General features: G+C 64.5%; 16 protein-coding genes. 2 read left to right on the top strand and 14 right to left on the bottom strand.

Translation table 11 applies throughout. The features are described 5' to 3' along the window. A partial coding sequence (locus WCE35_RS25925) for a hypothetical protein (RefSeq protein WP_424596160.1) occupies positions 1–386 on the bottom strand: 386 nt, incomplete at its 3' end. Positions 387–401: 15 nt separating this feature from the next. After that, positions 402–1,055, bottom strand: coding sequence for a tetratricopeptide repeat protein (locus WCE35_RS25930; RefSeq protein ID WP_424596161.1), 654 nt, complete (start codon positions 1,053–1,055; stop codon positions 402–404). A 303-nt stretch (positions 1,056–1,358) separates the two neighbouring features. Here WCE35_RS25930 and WCE35_RS25935 point away from each other — a divergent pair, with 303 nt between their 5' ends. Together WCE35_RS25935 and WCE35_RS25940 are read left to right on the top strand one after the other, a co-directional pair. Continuing rightward, entirely contained in the window at positions 1,359–1,604 is a 246-nt protein-coding gene (locus WCE35_RS25935; protein ID WP_424596162.1) for a PilZ domain-containing protein, read from the top strand. Positions 1,605–1,869: 265 nt separating this feature from the next. Continuing rightward, entirely contained in the window at positions 1,870–2,628 is a 759-nt protein-coding gene (locus WCE35_RS25940) for a tetratricopeptide repeat protein (RefSeq protein WP_424596163.1), read from the top strand. A gap of 35 nt (positions 2,629–2,663) precedes the next feature. On the opposite strand, the gene WCE35_RS25945 is transcribed toward WCE35_RS25940, so the two are convergent. The 12 genes from WCE35_RS25945 to WCE35_RS26000 form a co-directional block, all read right to left on the bottom strand. Continuing rightward, the gene (locus WCE35_RS25945) at positions 2,664–3,935 is read right to left on the bottom strand and encodes an AAA family ATPase (RefSeq protein ID WP_424596164.1); all 1,272 of its coding nucleotides are present in this window, start codon (positions 3,933–3,935) and stop codon (positions 2,664–2,666) included. Next, positions 3,932–4,672, bottom strand: coding sequence for a CpaD family pilus assembly protein (locus WCE35_RS25950; protein WP_424596165.1), 741 nt, complete (start codon positions 4,670–4,672; stop codon positions 3,932–3,934). Before WCE35_RS25950 ends, WCE35_RS25945 begins: the two co-directional genes overlap by 4 nt. 36 nt (positions 4,673–4,708) lie before the next feature. Further along, positions 4,709–6,166 carry a type II and III secretion system protein family protein gene (locus WCE35_RS25955; protein ID WP_424596166.1) on the bottom strand — a complete coding sequence of 486 codons (1,458 nt, stop codon included), beginning with the start codon at positions 6,164–6,166 and terminating at the stop codon, positions 4,709–4,711. A 17-nt stretch (positions 6,167–6,183) separates the two neighbouring features. Continuing rightward, on the bottom strand, positions 6,184–6,984 hold the full coding sequence (gene cpaB, locus WCE35_RS25960; RefSeq protein ID WP_424596167.1) for a Flp pilus assembly protein CpaB: 801 nt from the start codon (positions 6,982–6,984) through the stop codon (positions 6,184–6,186). A 278-nt stretch (positions 6,985–7,262) separates the two neighbouring features. Then, entirely contained in the window at positions 7,263–8,870 is a 1,608-nt protein-coding gene (locus tag WCE35_RS25965; protein ID WP_424596168.1) for a class I adenylate-forming enzyme family protein, read from the bottom strand. Between the two features lie 31 nt (positions 8,871–8,901). Beyond that, positions 8,902–9,486 (bottom strand): NnrU family protein, encoded by a 585-nt coding sequence (locus WCE35_RS25970; protein ID WP_424596169.1) that lies wholly within the window; start codon positions 9,484–9,486, stop codon positions 8,902–8,904. Between the two features lie 203 nt (positions 9,487–9,689). Next, complete coding sequence (locus WCE35_RS25975; protein ID WP_424596170.1) at positions 9,690–10,301, bottom strand: hypothetical protein; 612 nt, start codon at positions 10,299–10,301, stop codon at positions 9,690–9,692. 188 nt (positions 10,302–10,489) lie between these two features. Next, positions 10,490–12,109 (bottom strand): peptide chain release factor 3, encoded by a 1,620-nt coding sequence (locus WCE35_RS25980; protein ID WP_424596171.1) that lies wholly within the window; start codon positions 12,107–12,109, stop codon positions 10,490–10,492. A gap of 88 nt (positions 12,110–12,197) precedes the next feature. Further along, complete coding sequence (locus tag WCE35_RS25985) at positions 12,198–13,202, bottom strand: anion permease (protein WP_424596172.1); 1,005 nt, start codon at positions 13,200–13,202, stop codon at positions 12,198–12,200. A gap of 14 nt (positions 13,203–13,216) precedes the next feature. Continuing rightward, positions 13,217–13,861, bottom strand: a complete 645-nt coding sequence (locus WCE35_RS25990) for a DUF47 domain-containing protein (protein ID WP_424596173.1) — start codon at positions 13,859–13,861, stop codon at positions 13,217–13,219. A 262-nt stretch (positions 13,862–14,123) separates the two neighbouring features. Further along, positions 14,124–15,092, bottom strand: a complete 969-nt coding sequence (locus WCE35_RS25995) for a branched-chain amino acid ABC transporter permease (protein ID WP_424596174.1) — start codon at positions 15,090–15,092, stop codon at positions 14,124–14,126. A gap of 1 nt (position 15,093) precedes the next feature. Continuing rightward, positions 15,094–15,957, bottom strand: coding sequence for a branched-chain amino acid ABC transporter permease (locus tag WCE35_RS26000; RefSeq protein ID WP_424596175.1), 864 nt, complete (start codon positions 15,955–15,957; stop codon positions 15,094–15,096). Positions 15,958–16,102: the final 145 nt, after the last annotated feature.

Here is a 16,102-nt window from a genome sequence, read left to right on the forward strand (position 1 = left end):
GTGCCGCCCTCTTCCTCGGGCGGCGCCGCATCGGGATCGGCAGCATTGGCCGCCGGCGCCGCGCTGGCGGGAGCCTGCTTGCCCTTGCCTTTGGCGGCGCGCTTCGACTTCGGCTGTTCCGGCGGCGCGGCGGCATCGGCTGCATTCTGCTGGTCGATCTGCTCCTGCCTTGAACCCTTGTATAATTGCTTCGGCACGCCCTGCTCGAGCCCCGGCACGCCATCCGGGAAAACCGGCTTGCGCTCGCCCGGGAGTTTTTTCTTGGTGTCGAGGAAGTCGAGCAGATCGGACGGATCAAAGCTGCCCATGCCGCCGGCGCAGCCGCCCAGCACGCCGCAAAGCGCGATGGCGACCAATGCTGCGATCAAACGGTGCGAGCGGCCCATGGTCAATGTCTCACGTCAGCTCTTGGCGACCGGCGGCAACATGGCCTGCAGCGCCTCGGCGCGCGAGCGCAGGCTGGGCGGCGTCTCGCCATCATCGGCGATCAGATCGAGCCACTGCCGCGCCGCCGTGGCGTCATTGCCGCGCCAGGCCGACAGCGCCAGCAATTCGCGCGCGCTATGGCGGAAGGTCGATGCCGGCGCGGTGGCGGATTCAAGGCGCTGCAGCATGTTCGGATAGGTGGTGGTCTCCAGCAGCAACTGGGCGGCGCGAATCCGCGCCAGATCCTGTTCCGCCGCGCCGACGCTGCGATCGGCGGCAATATCGTCGAACATTTTCGCCGCGCCTTGCGGATCCCGGCTGGCGACTTCCGCGGCCGTCCGCAGCCGCGCCAGCACGCGGTATCCCCATGGCGCCTTCGCCGCCAGATCGGCAAAGGCGGCTTCGGCCTCGGCATGCTTGTTCTGTTCGGAGAGTTCGGCAGCCTTGTCGAAAGCCGCGCCCGCCTCGGCCGCCCTCTGGGCCTCCAGGTATTCATAGCCCCGCCAGCCGCCAACGCCGGCGATGATCAGGAGCGCCCCGGCGACGATGAAGACCGAATACTTGTCCCACAGCTGTTTGAGCTGATCGCGGCGGACGTCCTCATCGACTTCGTCAAATAAATCAGACACTTAAGGCTATCCCATCCCTTGGAGCCGCAGCCCGGCCCGCTGACGCCCATGCGCGTGGTCCAGTATGGCGGCGGCGTTACCCTAACGATATGGCGACGACAAGGCAAAGCCAGCCGGATCAAGGCGTTACCCGGACACATCACCAAGACCAGGGCTGGGCCACCTCCGAGCGAGCAAGGTAAACAGAATTCAAGGCGAAACGATAGATTGCGCGCGGTTTCGCTAGGCGTATTCCAACAATCCTTGTGTAGAACGGGAGGGGCTCCAGATGAGCTGTTCTATTGGGGAAGGTGAAGGACCGACATGTTGGCGAATCGACGTAGAAGCGAACGTCACGTTTGCAAGAGGCTCGCGAAGATCCAGTTCGGGACCGGCTCGCTGCCGCGCGACTGCACAATCACGGACGTGTCCGATGGCGGCCTCAAGGTCGTCGCCGAATATCTCGACATTCCCCCCGAGTTCACCATCATCCTGTCAACCGGCAACCCGCGCCAATGCCGGCTGGCGTGGCGGATCGGTTGTGAATTCGGCGCCCAGTTCGTCGACTAGACCGAAAGGCCGCTGCAACACATTGAGGCCGCCGGCACTCCTGCGCCCGCGATCGAGCCGCCCTGTCGCCGCACCGGCAACGACGACATCGCCCCTGCTTGCACTCGGCAAGCGGCGACCAGCGCCGCGCCTCTTTAACCTCAACTTAGGGTTAACCTGCAAGCATTGGTGGGCAGTCACCGGCTATGGGTCAAATTACGTGCTCCAGCAGAAGCTCCGACAATATTGCCTTGCCAGACCCGTTGCATGCGCGGCAGCGTCCGCGATGCTCGCGCTGGCGCTTTGCGGCTGCCAGACCGCCGGCACTTCGGATATCACCGGGGCGTTGGGGGAGAAGACCGAAGCAAGCCGCGCCGCCGACCCGCCGCAGGGGGTCGAGTTCCATCGCGATCGTTTTCGCGCCAGCCCCAAGGATCCCGACGCGGCGTTACAATACGGAAAGGCGCTCCGCGGCGCCGGCCAGCGGTCCCAGGCGGTGGCGGTGCTGGAGCAGGCGACGATCGCTGACCCCAGCAACAAGGCGCTTCTTGCCGGCTATGGGCGAGCGCTGGCGGACAATGGCAATTTCCAACAGGCATTCGACGTGCTGAGCCGCGCCCACACCCCCGATGACCCCGATTGGCGGATCCTCTCGGCTCAAGGGGCGGTCCTCGATCAACTCGGCCGATATGACGAAGCGCGGCAGTACTATTCGAGCGCGCTGAAAATCGCGCCCGAAGAACCTTCGGTGCTGTCCAATCTCGGCCTTTCATACGCCCTTTCAAAAGACCTGCCCAAGGCCGAGGAGACCTTGCGCCACGCTGCCGGCCGTCCGGATGCGGATCCGCGTGTGCGGCTTAATCTGGGATTGGTGATCGGCCTGCAGGGCCGCCTGGCCGAGGCTGAAAGTATCGTGAAGGCCGATCGGCCGGCCGAGGAAGCGGCCGCGAACGTCGCGTATCTCAGGCAATTGCTGTCCCGGAAAAAGACTGCCGGCACAGGCGTGGACAGACTGCCGGTGGCAGCCGTCGGACGCTCCGATTGATTTGAAACCGCCCCGGATGACCTGGCCGCGATCCGTTACGCCTTGCTTGCCCGCAACCTGCTCATGATCGGCGACAGGAACGAGCGCCGCGGCTTCCTGGTTTCGCCGCGGCCTGTCAGCTGATGGGCCATCTGCAGGAACATTTCAGTGGTGCGGTGACGGGCGGATATTTCCGCGATCATCTGGCCGTTGTTGGCGGCCTCGCCGAACAGTCGCGGATCGCATGGAATAGCCGCGATCGGCTGGCTCTCGATGGCCTTGGCGAATTCGCGGACGGTGATTTCCGGACGCTTCGACATCCCGACCTGGTTCAGACAATACAGCGGCGCGCGGTCGTTGGGCCGAGCCGCCTTCAGCAGGTTCAGCATGTTCTTGGCATTTCGCAGATTGGCGAGGTCCGGCTCGGCGACAATCAGGATATCGTCCGCACCGACCAAGGCGCGCCTGGTCCATCCCGACCATTGATGCGGGATGTCCAGCACGATGCAGGGCGTGGTCATCCGTAGCGTATCGAAGATCGCATCGAAGGCTTGCTCGCCGAGGTCGTAGACCCGCTCGAGCGTCGCTGGCGCCGCCAGCAGGCTGAGACGATCGGTGCATTTCGAGAGCAATCGATCGATGAAAGCGGTATCGGGCCGGTCGCCCGAGAATACCGCGTTGGCTATGCCCTGAAGCGGATCCTTGTTGTAATCGAGACCGGCGGTGCCGAAGGCGAGGTCGAGATCGATGACGACGGAATCCATCGCCAGATCGCGCGCGATCGCCCAGGCCACGTTGTGCGCGACGGTGGATGCACCGGCGCCGCCTTTGGCGCCGACGATGGCGACGATACGGCCGACGCTGATGGCCTCCGATGCCGAGAACAGGCTGCAAATCGAGCGCACCACGTCAAGCGCACCGACCGGACCAATGACGTAGTCATTGACGCCGCGACGCACCAGTTCGCGATAGGGCGCGGCATCGTGGGCGGTGCCGATCACGACAACGCGGGTTCCGGGATCGCACACGGTCGCGAGCTGATCAAGTCCCGCGAGGATGTCGCTCTTGCCTTCGGTTTCCAGGACGATCACGTTCGGTGTGGGCTGCGTGTCATAGATTTCGACGGCGGCCTCCATGCCACCCATTTGAACCGAGAGATGAACCTTGCCGAGGCGGCGGTCCTCGCCCGCCGACCGCACGGCGGCCGCGGTGTTCTCGGTCACGCAAAAGGCCTGCACCGACACGCGAGGTGCGGGAGCGATGTAATCGTTTGCCGGCGGCGTGATGTCCGCCTGCTGTTCGGATTTTTGACGGGCGTAGCTCATCATTTGCCTGTATCGCTGAGTTTGGCCTTTTCGGCTTCGGGGTAGATCGTCGTGGTCGAGGTGCCTTTACGATATTTCTCGAAGGCCACCGTACGCCGCGCCGTATAGGCGGCGATTTCAGATCGCGGCTGCACGAGGTCGGATGGATTGTCGACCATCGCGGCAAGGTTGCGCTGGGTGGCACAGCCGAAATTGTGGTACGGCCTGTTTTCGGAATAGTCCCGGTTCATGATCGAGAGGCCAAGATCCTCCGGCCACCGACCGCAGGGTCCGGCAACCGCCGCAATCCTGGGATAGCTCAGCCGGATCGCCGGCAGCGTGCGCGGGTCGTCGGGATGGTAGTGACGCGACTTGATTCCGCGCGGAGGCACGCCGCCCGCGGCGAGTACCGCCTGAACTTCCCGGAATGCGGAGGCCGCAGCCCGTGCGTTCGGCGTGCCGAACGGCACATCGGCCACGATCGCGCCGGTTCCCTCGCCGACCCAAATCCGCGCCAGTCCCATCACGTCGGCGCGCTGCGAAGCGGACAGGCCGCCGCGCGCCTGACCGACGAAAATCACGACCGAGCGGTCGGCTTCCTGGATCGCGATCGGATGGCGCAGGCGATAATCGGCGGGAACGCTCGCAGTCACGACTTCTCCGCCGCCTGAGGTGCACGCGCCCAGCGCGGCTGAAAGGCCAATCAATGCGCCCAACCGGCGCAGGGTCCGGTGGCGACCGACCGGTGTTCTGTTCGTCATCGTCCTGTCCTCCCGCATTGCTAGGGCCGCCCTGTCTCAGTCAATGATGAAGCCAAAGTTGCCGTGATAGCTTCCAACGGTTTCGGCGCGGCCGGGAACGCCGTAAATCCGGCTGAGCTGGGCCAACAGCGTCGATTGGGAATCGGATGCGGGCGCAAACCCGTCATCGGGACGTGACAGCTCCTTCTGCGCGACCGCCCGAACCACAAAGGGCGTCACCAGCACCATCAGTTCGGTCTGGTTGTTGACGAAGTCCTGGCTGCGGAACAGCGCGCCCAGAATCGGCAACGCGTCCAGGCCGGGCAATCCGTTGATGGCCTGCTTGGTCTGTTCCTGGATCAGGCCTGCCATCGCCATCGAACCGCCCGATGGTATTTCCAGCGTCGTTTCCGCACGCCGCGTCCTGATCGAGGGCACGGTCAGCGAATTTCCGGCCTGGTTCAGCGTGATCGCATTGTCGTTGGACAGTTCGGAGACCTCGGTCATCACGCGCAGGCTGATCCGCCCTTCGGACAGCACCACCGGCGTGAAGTTGAGCGAGATGCCGAATTTCTTGTAGGTGATCTGGGTGGTGCAGACATGCGTGACCGGATCGCAGGAATAGCCCGCGGGAATCGGAAATTCGCCGCCGGCGATGAAGGTCGCGGACTCGCCCGAGATTGCCGTCAGGTTGGGCTCAGCCAGCGTCCGCACCACGCCGGCGCTTTCCATCGCGCGCATCGTGGCGGTTACCGTGGGCAGGCCCTTGGCGATGCCCGAGAGGCTGGCGCCGTTGTCGCTGACCAGCGGCCGGCCAAAGGCGGTGAACGGATTGCTGTTGTTGAAGTTCACGACCGCGGTGCCGTAATTCATGCTGGCGCTGAGATCGACGCCCATCTGTTTGACGATGTCGCGCCGCACTTCCGAGACATTGACCTTCAACATCACCTGATCGCGGCCCCGGACGGCGATCGAGTTGACGACCTTGTCGGGGCCGCCGACCAGCCGCGCCGCGAGATCGCCGGCCTGCTGTGCCTCGATCGGGCTCGATACCGAACCGGTCAGAATCACGCCGTCGCCGACGCCTTCGATCTGGATTCCCGGCAGCGTTTGCCTCAGCGCGGCGCGCACGCCGTTGAGATCGCGCTTGACCGCGATGTCATAGGCCGCGACCTGATTGCCTTCGGCATCGAAGAACACGACGTTGGTCTGGCCGACCGCCGCGCCGATGATGTAGGCGCGCTGCGCGGAGCGGACGACGGCATTGGCGATCTTGGGATCGGCGACCAGCACGTCCTTGACCTCGCGCGGCAAATCGACGACCACGGATTTGCCGATGCCGAGCGCGAGAAAGCGTGTCTTGGCCTGAGCGGCGGCGACAACCGGCGTTGCCGTGGATTCGCTCGCCGCAACCCGCGTCAGGGCCGGATCTAGCATCAGCCCGGCAACGACCGGAAACGACAGCGCGCAGGCCAGGAAGGCCCGGGCGGGCCGACGATTTCTCCAGCATTTCATCTCAGACGTCCCTTCGATCACTTCTGTGTCGTCGTGGAGCTTGCAACCCCGTAGCGAACCACATTGACGCTCGCGCCTCGTTTCGGGGCGTGATCGTCGGTTCCATTCTCGACCATGTTGACATCGGCGATGCTGCGCAGCGCCAGCGACAGCGTGCCGCTCTGGCGCGAACGGGCCAGCGTCTCGGCCTGCTCGGGCTTCAACTCGAGCGTGACTGTCTTGCCGACCAGCGCGTTGCTGCCGTCTTTTTCCTTCGGCGCCTGGTCGATCGCGAGAACGCGGATATTGGCCAGGATGATTTCCGAATTGACGATATCCGGCCCGCCGCCGCGCTGGTCCGGATTCTTCTCGCGCCTGGAAAGAATGACATCGACCCGGTCGTTCGGGAGGATGAAGCCGCCGGCGCCGGTCTCGGGCGAGATTTCGGTCGAGACGGCGCGCTGGCCTGCGGGCAGGATCGCGGCCATGAAGCCCGACCCATTGGCCTTGACGAGCTTCTGCTCGCGGATCGGTTCGCCTGCGATAAAGGGCGCACGCGCGATCGAGCCGGCGATCTGGGTCGTCGCATCAGGCCGTGCGCTGCGCTTGATGAAGTTGTCGCTCGCGGTCGCGGCCGGCCAGGTCTGCCATTGCAGATTGTCCGGGCTGACCGACTGGCCAAGACCGATGTCGGACTTCGCCACCAGAACATCCGCCGTCTGCAATTGCGCAACCGGCTCGACCGGGAGAGTTTTGCTATCAGCTCCTCTGGCGAGATAGGCTGCGATCCCGCCGGCACTGAGAGCGACGATCAGGACGATAATGCGGGCGGTCTTCATACGCTTACTATCTGTTTACGCCGGGATATCTGGACTTCGGGTGGGCAGCAGCTTCTTCACCCGGCATAATTAGGCCGCAAAGGTATAAGCCGACTTGAGACTCGAAGGAGTTTTCAGCAAGGATTCAGGGGATTTGTCCTCATAGTGAACGAAGCCTTCATGGTGAACGAAGCGTTGATCGTGAAGAAAAAGTTGCATCAAGCGATGAGCCGGCAAAACCGCGGCGGCCTATCGTGATGCAGGCGTTCGTTTCATGGGCCCCGGCCCAAGCGCGGCCGCTATTGCGTCAGCGCCCAGGTCGCGGCAAACGCCTCGCGCAATTGCCGCTTGATCACCTTGCCATTGGCGTTGCGCGGCAGCGGCTCCGTGGTCAGCGCCATCGTCTCCGGCACCTTGTAGTCCGAGAGCCGCTCGGCGCACCAGCCGCGCAAGGCGTCGCCGCTGATCTCGTTGCGGGTCACGACCACGGCATGCACGCGTTCGCCGAGCACCGGGCAAGGCTTGGCGATGATCGCGCTTTCGACCACATCGGGATGGCCGGCCAACACCGACTCGACTTCGGCGGAATAGATTTTCAGCCCGCCGCGGTTGATCATGTCCTTCTGGCGGTCGAACACGCGGACAAAGTTCGCGGCGTCGATCGAACCGAGATCGCCGGAATGCCAGTAGCCGGCGGTAAAGCTCTCGGCGGTCGCGTCCGGATTGTTCCAGTAGCCCTTGATGACGGAGCCGCCGTGAATCCAGATTTCGCCGATCTCGCCGCGCGGCAGCTCGCGGCCATCGGCATCCATGACGATGATCTGCGCGCCCGGGCATGGCAGCCCGACGCTGTCGATGTGCGAGGCCGTGAACTCCGGCGGCATGATGGTCGATGGCGACGAGGTCTCGGTCGCGCCATAGGCATTGATCAGTTTCAGGCCGGGAACGGCGACAGCCAGCCGTTCGATGGTCGCGATCGGCATCGGCGCGCCGCCATAGCCGCCGATCCGCCACGCCGAGAGATCGTACGCCGCGAAGTCGGCCTGCAGCAGGCAGAGATTATACATCGCCGGCACCATCACCGTCTGGGTCGCGCGCTCGCGCGCGGCGACCTCGAGGTAGCCGGCCGCCTTGAACTCGGCGAGGATGATCAGCGCGCCGGCGCAGCGGGCCATCGTCATGATATTGGCGACAACGCCGGTGACATGGGCGAGCGGGACGGCGGCGATCGAACGATCGGCCGAGGTCAGCCCCATGCAGGCCTGGTAGATCATCGCCGAATGGATGATGTTGCAATGCGCGAGCATCGCGCCTTTGGGCCGCCCCGTGGTGCCCGACGTATAGAGGATCATCGCAGTGTCTTCTTCGCCGACATCGGCGGCCGACTGCGACGGGGCGTTGCCGAGCAGGGCGGAAAATGCCGACACGCCTTCGTCGGCGACGGAAATCCGATGCGTCAGATCGGGAACCTGATGCGCTTCGGGCACGCGATCGGCCAGCGTCGCCTCGTGGATCAGGAGTTTTGCGCCGCAGTCGGTCAGCACATAGGCGATCTCGGGCTTTTGCTGGCGCGTGCCGAGCAGGACCGTCACCAGGCCGGCATGGGCGGCCGCGAACAATGTCAGCACGAATTCGACGCGGTTGCCGAGCAGCACCGCGACACGATCGCCGCTTTGCAGGCCGAGTTTTGTGAGACCGGCCGAGACTTGCCTGGATTCTTGTTCAACCTCACGCCATGTCATGCGCCTGGCGCCGCAGACCAGCGCTTCGCCATCGGGGTTGCTGGCGGCCGCATCGGCGACCATCGCCCAGAGGCTGTTAGGCCGCTCGCAAAATGCCGGCACGATGCGATCGCCGAAGCGCGGCTCGAGCCGCATCGCGGGAATTGAACGCTGCGACCAGTCCATCGCCCCGGCTCAGCCTTTCGCCTTCATGCCGCTAGGCTCCGACGACGGGGACGCCAATCACGGCGGGGTGGAACGCGAATACCAGCGCCAGGTAAGCGACGATGCCGACGGCGATCGCGATCAGGTCGTTGGCTGGGCCGCCGACGGGGATTGGCGGCGCGCCGGTGTCAGCTCGATGCTTCAGCGAAATCCGGTCAAACACCGCCCATCCCAGGAACGCGCCGAACAGGATGATCGATCCGAGGTCGCCATTGGCCAAAAGATGCGCCGCCGCCCACAGTTTCACGCCGGTCAGCATCGGATGCTTCAGCGTCGTGTAGATGCGGCCGCGGATATAGGACGCCACCACCATGATGACGGCGGGCAGCATCAGCGCCACCGCGATGTGCTTGAAGGCGGTCGGCGGGTGCCAGACGTCGATCCACCCGGTCGCGCGGTAATGCGCAAAACCCCAGACGATCAGCGCAAGGCCCGCGACCGAGGCCAGCGCATAGCCGATCTTGTAGCCGCCCTCGCCCATCATGGCGATGCACCGCCCGCGCAATTCGCGCCGGGTGGTGAGCGTATGGACGCCCAGGAACAGCACGAGGCCCAGGATCATCACCAGCAGTCCCATGACGCTCTCCCCTGTGTCGCCGGCTTCGCCGGCTCATCGAGTATCACTTTAGCGGCCATCGCTGCAATGCGCCAAAATGCTTGTCGTCATTCCGGGATGGCCCAATGGGCCAGACCCGGAATCCCGACGTTGTGGAACTGTGCAAGACAACTTCGAGATTCCGGGTTCGCGCATTCTGCGCGCCCCGGAATGACGCGCGTAGCTCACCGCTTCTCCGTCTGCTGGCCCAATTCGCGATTATCGACATAGCGGATCGCAATCGGCCGCCCGGCCAGTGCGCCGCCGAGGCCGCCGGTGAATTTCAGCGGCAGGCACCCCTCGAGCGAGGCAGTGATCGCCTTGAGGTAAAGGGCGCGGGTGTCCGCCGGGACGCCGGATGTCGCAAAGGTCAGGCGGGGTGCTGCGATCATGTCGCCCGAGCGCTTGAAGCTGAAGCGGACCGACATCTGCATGCCCTGGCGCGCGCCATCGGCGGGCGGCGGCGACCAGCAGGACCGCAGCATCGCGAACAGATCGCCGATGGTGTCGAGATCATGGTCGGGCTTCTGGTACTTCGCGGCCTGGTCCCGCGGCGGCACGGTTACGATCGTAAGCTGCAGGTCTTGGCCGTAGGGGTAGTCGATTTCGGGGATGCATGGCCCGTGATTGAACACGCTGCAGTATGACGGCGTGCAGGGCTGGCCGTCGAGTACGCTGCAGGGCGCATGCGAGAACGGCGTGGGGTTGATCGGATGCCGCTGCCCGGCGTCGGCGCGCTCCGCGACGCCAATTCCAATCAGGGCAAAGATCAGAAGGATGACGATGCGCCGGAGCATGCCGCAACCCTCGAGGAAACGCCCTCAGCATGCGGCTTTCGCCCACGGCCATCAAGCGTGGCTTGGTTCACTTCCTTTCACGGCCCAGCGGTTCCGCGACCTGCGGCGCAGCGCAAATCGTGCCGTGCCGATCGAGGTATTTGCAAGGTTCCCCGGCGACGCAAGACCCGCGCAGCAGCGGCAGCGCCCTACCCCTTCTTCTTCACGTCCTTGACGCTGGAAAAGGTGATGCCCTCGGCGCGTTCGCGCGTGTAGCCGAGATAGAACTCGTTCCTGGCGAGGAACACCGGGTCGCCGTCGACGTCGTCGGCGACCCCGGAGCCGTTGGCGGCGATGAAGGCCTCGAGCTTCTTGCGGTCGTCGGACGCGATCCAGCGCGCCAGCTGGAATTCGGAGACTTCGAACTCCACCGGCAGCGAATATTCGGCATCGAGCCGCGCCTTCAGCACGTCGAGCTGCAGCGGGCCGACCACGCCGACCAGGGCCGGCGCGCCGTCGCGGGGGCGGAACACCTGCACCACGCCCTCCTCCGACATCTGCTGCAGCGCCTCCTTCAGCTTCTTGGCCTTCATGGCGTCGGTCAGCCGCACCCGGCGGACGATTTCCGGCGCAAAACTCGGCACGCCGACAAAAGTGAGATCTTCGCCTTCGGTCAGGGTGTCGCCGATCCTCAAGGTGCCGTGGTTGGGGATGCCGACGACATCGCCGGCAAAGGCTTCGTCCGCCAGCGCGCGGTCCTGCGCGAAGAAGAATTGCGGGCTCGACAGGCTGATGTTCTTGCCGGTGCGCACCAGCTTCGCCTTCATGCCGCGGCTGAGTTTTCCCGAGCACAGCCGCGCGAAGGCGATGCGGTCGCGGTGGTTGGGGTCCATATTGGCCTGGATCTTGAACACGAAGGCGCTCATGCGCGGCTCGGCCGCCTCGACCTTGCGCAAATTGCTTTCCTGCGCGCGGGGCGCCGGCGCGAAGCGGCCCAGACCCTCGAGCAAATCGCCGACGCCGAAATTGCGCAGCGCGCTGCCGAAATACACCGGGGTCAGATGGCCCTCGCGAAACGCCTCGAGGTCGAACGGCTTGCAGGCTTCCGACACCAGCGCCAGTTCGTCCCTGACCTCGGCGACGTCGAGATTGGCGTTGCGGCCGGCGAGATCGGCGATGTCGATCTCGAGCGCCGCGCCGGTCTTGGCGCCGCCGCCTTCCAGCAACCGGACGCCGCCATTGACGACATCATAGGTGCCGAGGAAGTCGCGGCCGCGGCCGACCGGCCAGGTCATCGGCGTGGTGTCGAGCGCCAGCGTCTTTTCGATCTCGTCCAAGAGTTCGAAGGTGTCGCGGCTTTCGCGGTCCATCTTGTTGATGAAGGTGATGATCGGGATGTCGCGCAGCCGGCAGACCTCGAACAGTTTTCGCGTCCGCGCCTCGATGCCCTTGGCGGCGTCGATCACCATGACCGCGGAATCGACCGCCGTCAGCGTGCGGTAGGTGTCCTCGGAAAAATCCTCGTGGCCCGGGGTGTCCAGCAGGTTGAACACGCGGCCTTCGAACTCGAATGTCATCACCGAGGTGACGACCGAGATGCCGCGCTCGCGCTCGATCTTCATCCAGTCGGAGCGGGTGTTGCGCCGCTCGCCCTTGGCCTTGACCTGGCCGGCGAGGTTGATGGCGCCGCCGAACAGCAGCAGTTTTTCGGTCAGCGTGGTCTTGCCGGCGTCCGGATGGGAAATGATCGCAAAGGTCCGCCGCCGCGCCACTTCATCGGCAAGCGGCGAGCGGGACGGCGATTCGGCTGGCACGGCAAGATCGGACATGGGGCTCGAGCGTTTGGCAGGGAAACCGGGCTGGATCAAGCGGGATCCGTAGCGCTCATATAGGGATCTTGCGGCCCGTCCGCAGCCGCTATCGCAGCAGCAGCACCGCCCAATAGGTCAGCGCGGCCACCAGCGCCGAGGCTGGAATCGTGATCACCCAGGCATAAATGATCGAACTGGCCACGTTCCAGCGCACCGCCGAGGCCCGCCGCGCCGCGCCGACCCCGACGATGGCGCCGGTAATGGTGTGGGTGGTGGACACGGGAACCCCGAGCCAGGTCGCCATGAACAGGGTCGCCGCGCCACCGGTTTCCGCGCAAAAGCCCTGCATCGGCGTCAGGCGGGTGATCCGCAGCCCCATGGTGCGGACGATCCGCCAGCCGCCCATCAGGGTGCCCAGCGCCATCGCGGCCTGGCAGGCCAGCACCACCCAGAACGGGATTTCGAAGCGATCGCCGAGGTGGCCCTGCGAATAGAGCAGCACCGCGATAATGCCCATGGTCTTCTGCGCATCGTTGCCGCCATGGCCAAGCGAGTACAGCGACGCCGAGACGAATTGCAGGATGCGGAAGGCGCGATCGACCGCGAACGGCGTCGAGCGCACCGACAGCCAGGATACGATCGCAACCAGCAGCAGCGCCAGCAGGAATCCGACCAGCGGCGACGCCACGATCGCCAGCAGCGTCTTGGAGAGGCCGCCCCAGACCGCGGCCGAAATCCCTGCCTTGGCCATGCCGGCGCCGACCAGCCCGCCGATCAACGCATGCGAACTGGACGACGGAATTCCGAGCGCCCATGTAATCAGGTTCCAGACGATGGCGCCGGCCAGGGCGGCGAAGATCACCGTGGCATCGACGACGCCGGGATCGATGATCCCGGTGCCGATGGTGTTGGCGACGTGAAGCCCGAACACCAGGAAGGCGATGAAGTTGAAGAACGCCGCCCAGAGCACCGCATATTGCGGCCGCAGCACGCGGGTCGACACGATGGTGGCGATCGAATTGGCGGCGTCGTGCAGCCCGTTGAGGAAGTCGAACAGCAGCGCGACCGCGATCAACAGCACCAGAATCGGCAGACCGAGAGTGGCGTCCACGTGATGGCCCTGCCCTATACCTGCTCGATCACGATGCTGTTGATCTCGTTGGCGACGTCGTCGAAACGGTCGGCGACCTTCTCGAGGTGTTTGTAGATTTCGGCGCCGACGATGAAATCCATCGCGTTGGCGTCGCGGTGTTTGAGGAACAGCTCTTTCAGGCCGATGTCGTGGAGATCGTCGACCCGGCCTTCGAGCTTGGTCAGTTCCTCGGTGATCTGCGTCAGCATGGCGACGTTGGGGCCGATCGATTTCAGCAGCGGCAGCGCGCGGCCGACCAGATCGGCGCACTCGACCAGCAGCGTTCCCATTTCGCGCATCGGCGGCTCGAAGCTGCGCACCTCGAACAGCACCACGGCTTTCGCGGTCTGCTGCATCTGGTCGATGGCGTCGTCCATCGCCGTGATCAGGTTCTTGATGTCGCCGCGGTCGAACGGCGTGATGAAGGTGCGCCGGACCGCGGTCAGCACCTCGCGGGTGATGTTGTCGGCGTCGTGTTCGAACTGGTTGACGCGCTGACAGAAGACCGGGGTCTCGTCGCCGCCGCGCAGCATGTCCTGCAGCGCCTTCGCACCCTGGGCCACGGTCCGGGCATGCCGGGCAAACAGGTCGAAAAACCGCTCCTCCCTGGGCAAAAGGGCACGAAACAGGCGCAACATGGGTGTTTTCCATCGTTCTGGAACGGCCGGTCGAACGGTCCGTCACAAAACTGTCATAGACCGATTTCGCGGCGAAAGCGCGTGGCGGACGGCCCCCGCCCCGGTCATCCACCGCTTTGTCGGCAGTTCCCCGGACGCAGTGCAGCGCTTTTTGGCGCTGCGCTGCTGAGCCGGGGTCTATCTTGCTTTGGAAGAGCAACGGGTCCCGGCTCTGCGGAGGCAGCGCTACGCGCTGCGCCGCGTCCGGGACACGCGCGCAGGTTTACAGCGAGCGCCGCAAGTAATGCGCGATCTCGCCGATCACGCCGCGGCGGAAGGTCAGCACGCAGGCGACGAAGATGACGCCCTGGATGACCGTCACCCACTGGCCGAAGCCAGCCAGATATTGCTGCATGGCGATGATGACGAAGGCGCCGACCACCGGGCCGAACACGGTGCCGAGGCCCCCGACCAGGGTCATCAGCACGATTTCGCCCGACATCGACCAGTGCACGTCGGTGAGCGAGGCGTTCTGCGCAACGAACACCTTCAGCGAGCCGGCAAAGCCTGCGAGCGTGCCGGAGAGAATATAGGCCAAGAGCTTGTACTGGTCGGTCTTGTAGCCAAGCGAGATCGCGCGCGGCTCATTCTCGCGGATCGCTTTCAGGACCTCGCCGAACGGCGAGTTGATGGTGCGGTAGATCAGGAGGAAGCCGCCGAGGAAACCGGCCAGCACCACGTAATAGAGCACCGTCGGGTTGGCGAGATTGAAAATCCCGAACAGATGGCCCTGCGGGATGCCCTGAATGCCGTCTTCACCATGGGTGAACGGCGTCTGCAGATAGATGAAATACAGAAGCTGCGACAGCGCCAGCGTGATCATCGAGAAGTAGATGCCCTGACGGCGGATGGCGATGAGGCCGGTGATGACACCGAGCGCCGCGGCGCCGGCGGTACCGACGACAATTCCGAGCTCGGGCGACAGCCCCCAGACCTTGAGCGCATGCGCCGAGAAATAGCCGGCGGTGCCAAGGAACATCGCATGTCCGAACGAGAGCAGGCCGCCATAGCCGATCAGGAGGTTGAACGCGCAGGCCAACAGCGCAAAGCACAGCGCCTGCATCACGAAGAACGGATAGATCCCGGTCATCGGCACGCTCGCCAGCAGCACAGCCATCACCGCGAACACGATCATCTCATCGCGCATCGCGCGGGGGGTTACCGGCAGGGTATCGTCGGTGATCGCGCTCATGTCAGGCCGCCCGTCCGGTCAGTCCTGTTGGCTTCACCAGCAGCACCAGCACCATCAGGACGAATACCACGGTGTTGGAGGCCTCGGGATAGAAGTATTTGGTCAGTCCCTCGATCACGCCGAGCGCGAAGCCGGTGATGATCGATCCCATGATCGAACCCATGCCGCCGATCACGACCACCGCGAACACGACGATGATGAGATCGGCACCCATCAGCGGCCGCACCTGGTTGATCGGGGCCGACAGCACCCCGGCGAGCGCGGCAAGGCCGACGCCGAGCCCGTAGGTCAGCGTGATCATCCTTGGCACGTTGACGCCGAACGCGCGCACCAGCGTCGGATTTTCGGTCGCGGCGCGCAAATAGGCGCCGAGCCGCGTCTTCTCGATCAGGAACCAGGTGGCGAGGCAGACCACGAGCGAGAAGATCACCACCCAGCCGCGGTAGACGGGTAAGAACATGAAGCCGAGATTCATGCCGCCCTTCAATTCATCGGGGATGGCATAGGGCAGGCCGGACGATCCGAAATAGTTCTGGAACACGCCCTGCACGATCAGCGCGATGCCGAAGGTCAGGAGCAGGCCGTAGAGATGGTCGAGCCCGGACAGCCATTGCAGCATGGTCCGTTCCAGGATCATGCCGAAAATGCCGACGGCGATCGGCGCGATGATCAACGCCGGCCAGTATCCGAGCCCGGTCAGGTTGAGGAGAAAATACGCGCAGAAAGCGCCCATCATGTAGAGCGCGCCATGGGCGAAATTGATGATGTTGAGCATGCCGAAGATCACGGCGAGCCCCAGACTGAGCAGCGCGTAGAACGAGCCGTTGATCAGTCCCACCAGAAGCTGTGCGTAGAGAGCCTGCATCGATCGATCTTTCGCACTCAATCAAATTGTAACACGGAAATCGTGCCCTCCGGCGCTGGGCCGGCGGGCGGTCGTCCTTATTTCTTCAACAGCGAGCACTTGCTTTCCGACAGCGGCGTGAACGCCTGGTCGCCGGGAACGGTGC

Origin of the sequence: Bradyrhizobium sp. (assembly GCF_049691595.1) — a bacterium.
In the GTDB taxonomy this organism is placed as follows: Bacteria; Pseudomonadota; Alphaproteobacteria; order Rhizobiales; family Xanthobacteraceae; genus Bradyrhizobium.

Bases quoted from the DNA above. Each gene is read 5' to 3' on its own strand.
- WCE35_RS25935 (WP_424596162.1), top strand. From the start codon at position 1,359: ATGTTGGCGAATCGACGTAGAAGCGAACGTCACGTTTGCAAGAGGCTC.
- WCE35_RS25940 (WP_424596163.1), top strand. From the start codon at position 1,870: ATGCTCGCGCTGGCGCTTTGCGGCTGCCAGACCGCCGGCACTTCGGAT.
- WCE35_RS25945 (WP_424596164.1), bottom strand. From the start codon at position 3,935: ATGATGAGCTACGCCCGTCAAAAATCCGAACAGCAGGCGGACATCACG.
- WCE35_RS25950 (WP_424596165.1), bottom strand. From the start codon at position 4,672: ATGACGAACAGAACACCGGTCGGTCGCCACCGGACCCTGCGCCGGTTG.
- WCE35_RS25955 (WP_424596166.1), bottom strand. From the start codon at position 6,166: ATGAAATGCTGGAGAAATCGTCGGCCCGCCCGGGCCTTCCTGGCCTGC.
- cpaB (WP_424596167.1), bottom strand. From the start codon at position 6,984: ATGAAGACCGCCCGCATTATCGTCCTGATCGTCGCTCTCAGTGCCGGC.
- WCE35_RS25965 (WP_424596168.1), bottom strand. From the start codon at position 8,870: ATGGACTGGTCGCAGCGTTCAATTCCCGCGATGCGGCTCGAGCCGCGC.
- WCE35_RS25970 (WP_424596169.1), bottom strand. From the start codon at position 9,486: ATGGGACTGCTGGTGATGATCCTGGGCCTCGTGCTGTTCCTGGGCGTC.
- WCE35_RS25975 (WP_424596170.1), bottom strand. From the start codon at position 10,301: ATGCTCCGGCGCATCGTCATCCTTCTGATCTTTGCCCTGATTGGAATT.
- WCE35_RS25980 (WP_424596171.1), bottom strand. From the start codon at position 12,109: ATGTCCGATCTTGCCGTGCCAGCCGAATCGCCGTCCCGCTCGCCGCTT.
- WCE35_RS25990 (WP_424596173.1), bottom strand. From the start codon at position 13,861: ATGTTGCGCCTGTTTCGTGCCCTTTTGCCCAGGGAGGAGCGGTTTTTC.
- WCE35_RS25995 (WP_424596174.1), bottom strand. From the start codon at position 15,092: ATGAGCGCGATCACCGACGATACCCTGCCGGTAACCCCCCGCGCGATG.
- WCE35_RS26000 (WP_424596175.1), bottom strand. From the start codon at position 15,957: ATGCAGGCTCTCTACGCACAGCTTCTGGTGGGACTGATCAACGGCTCG.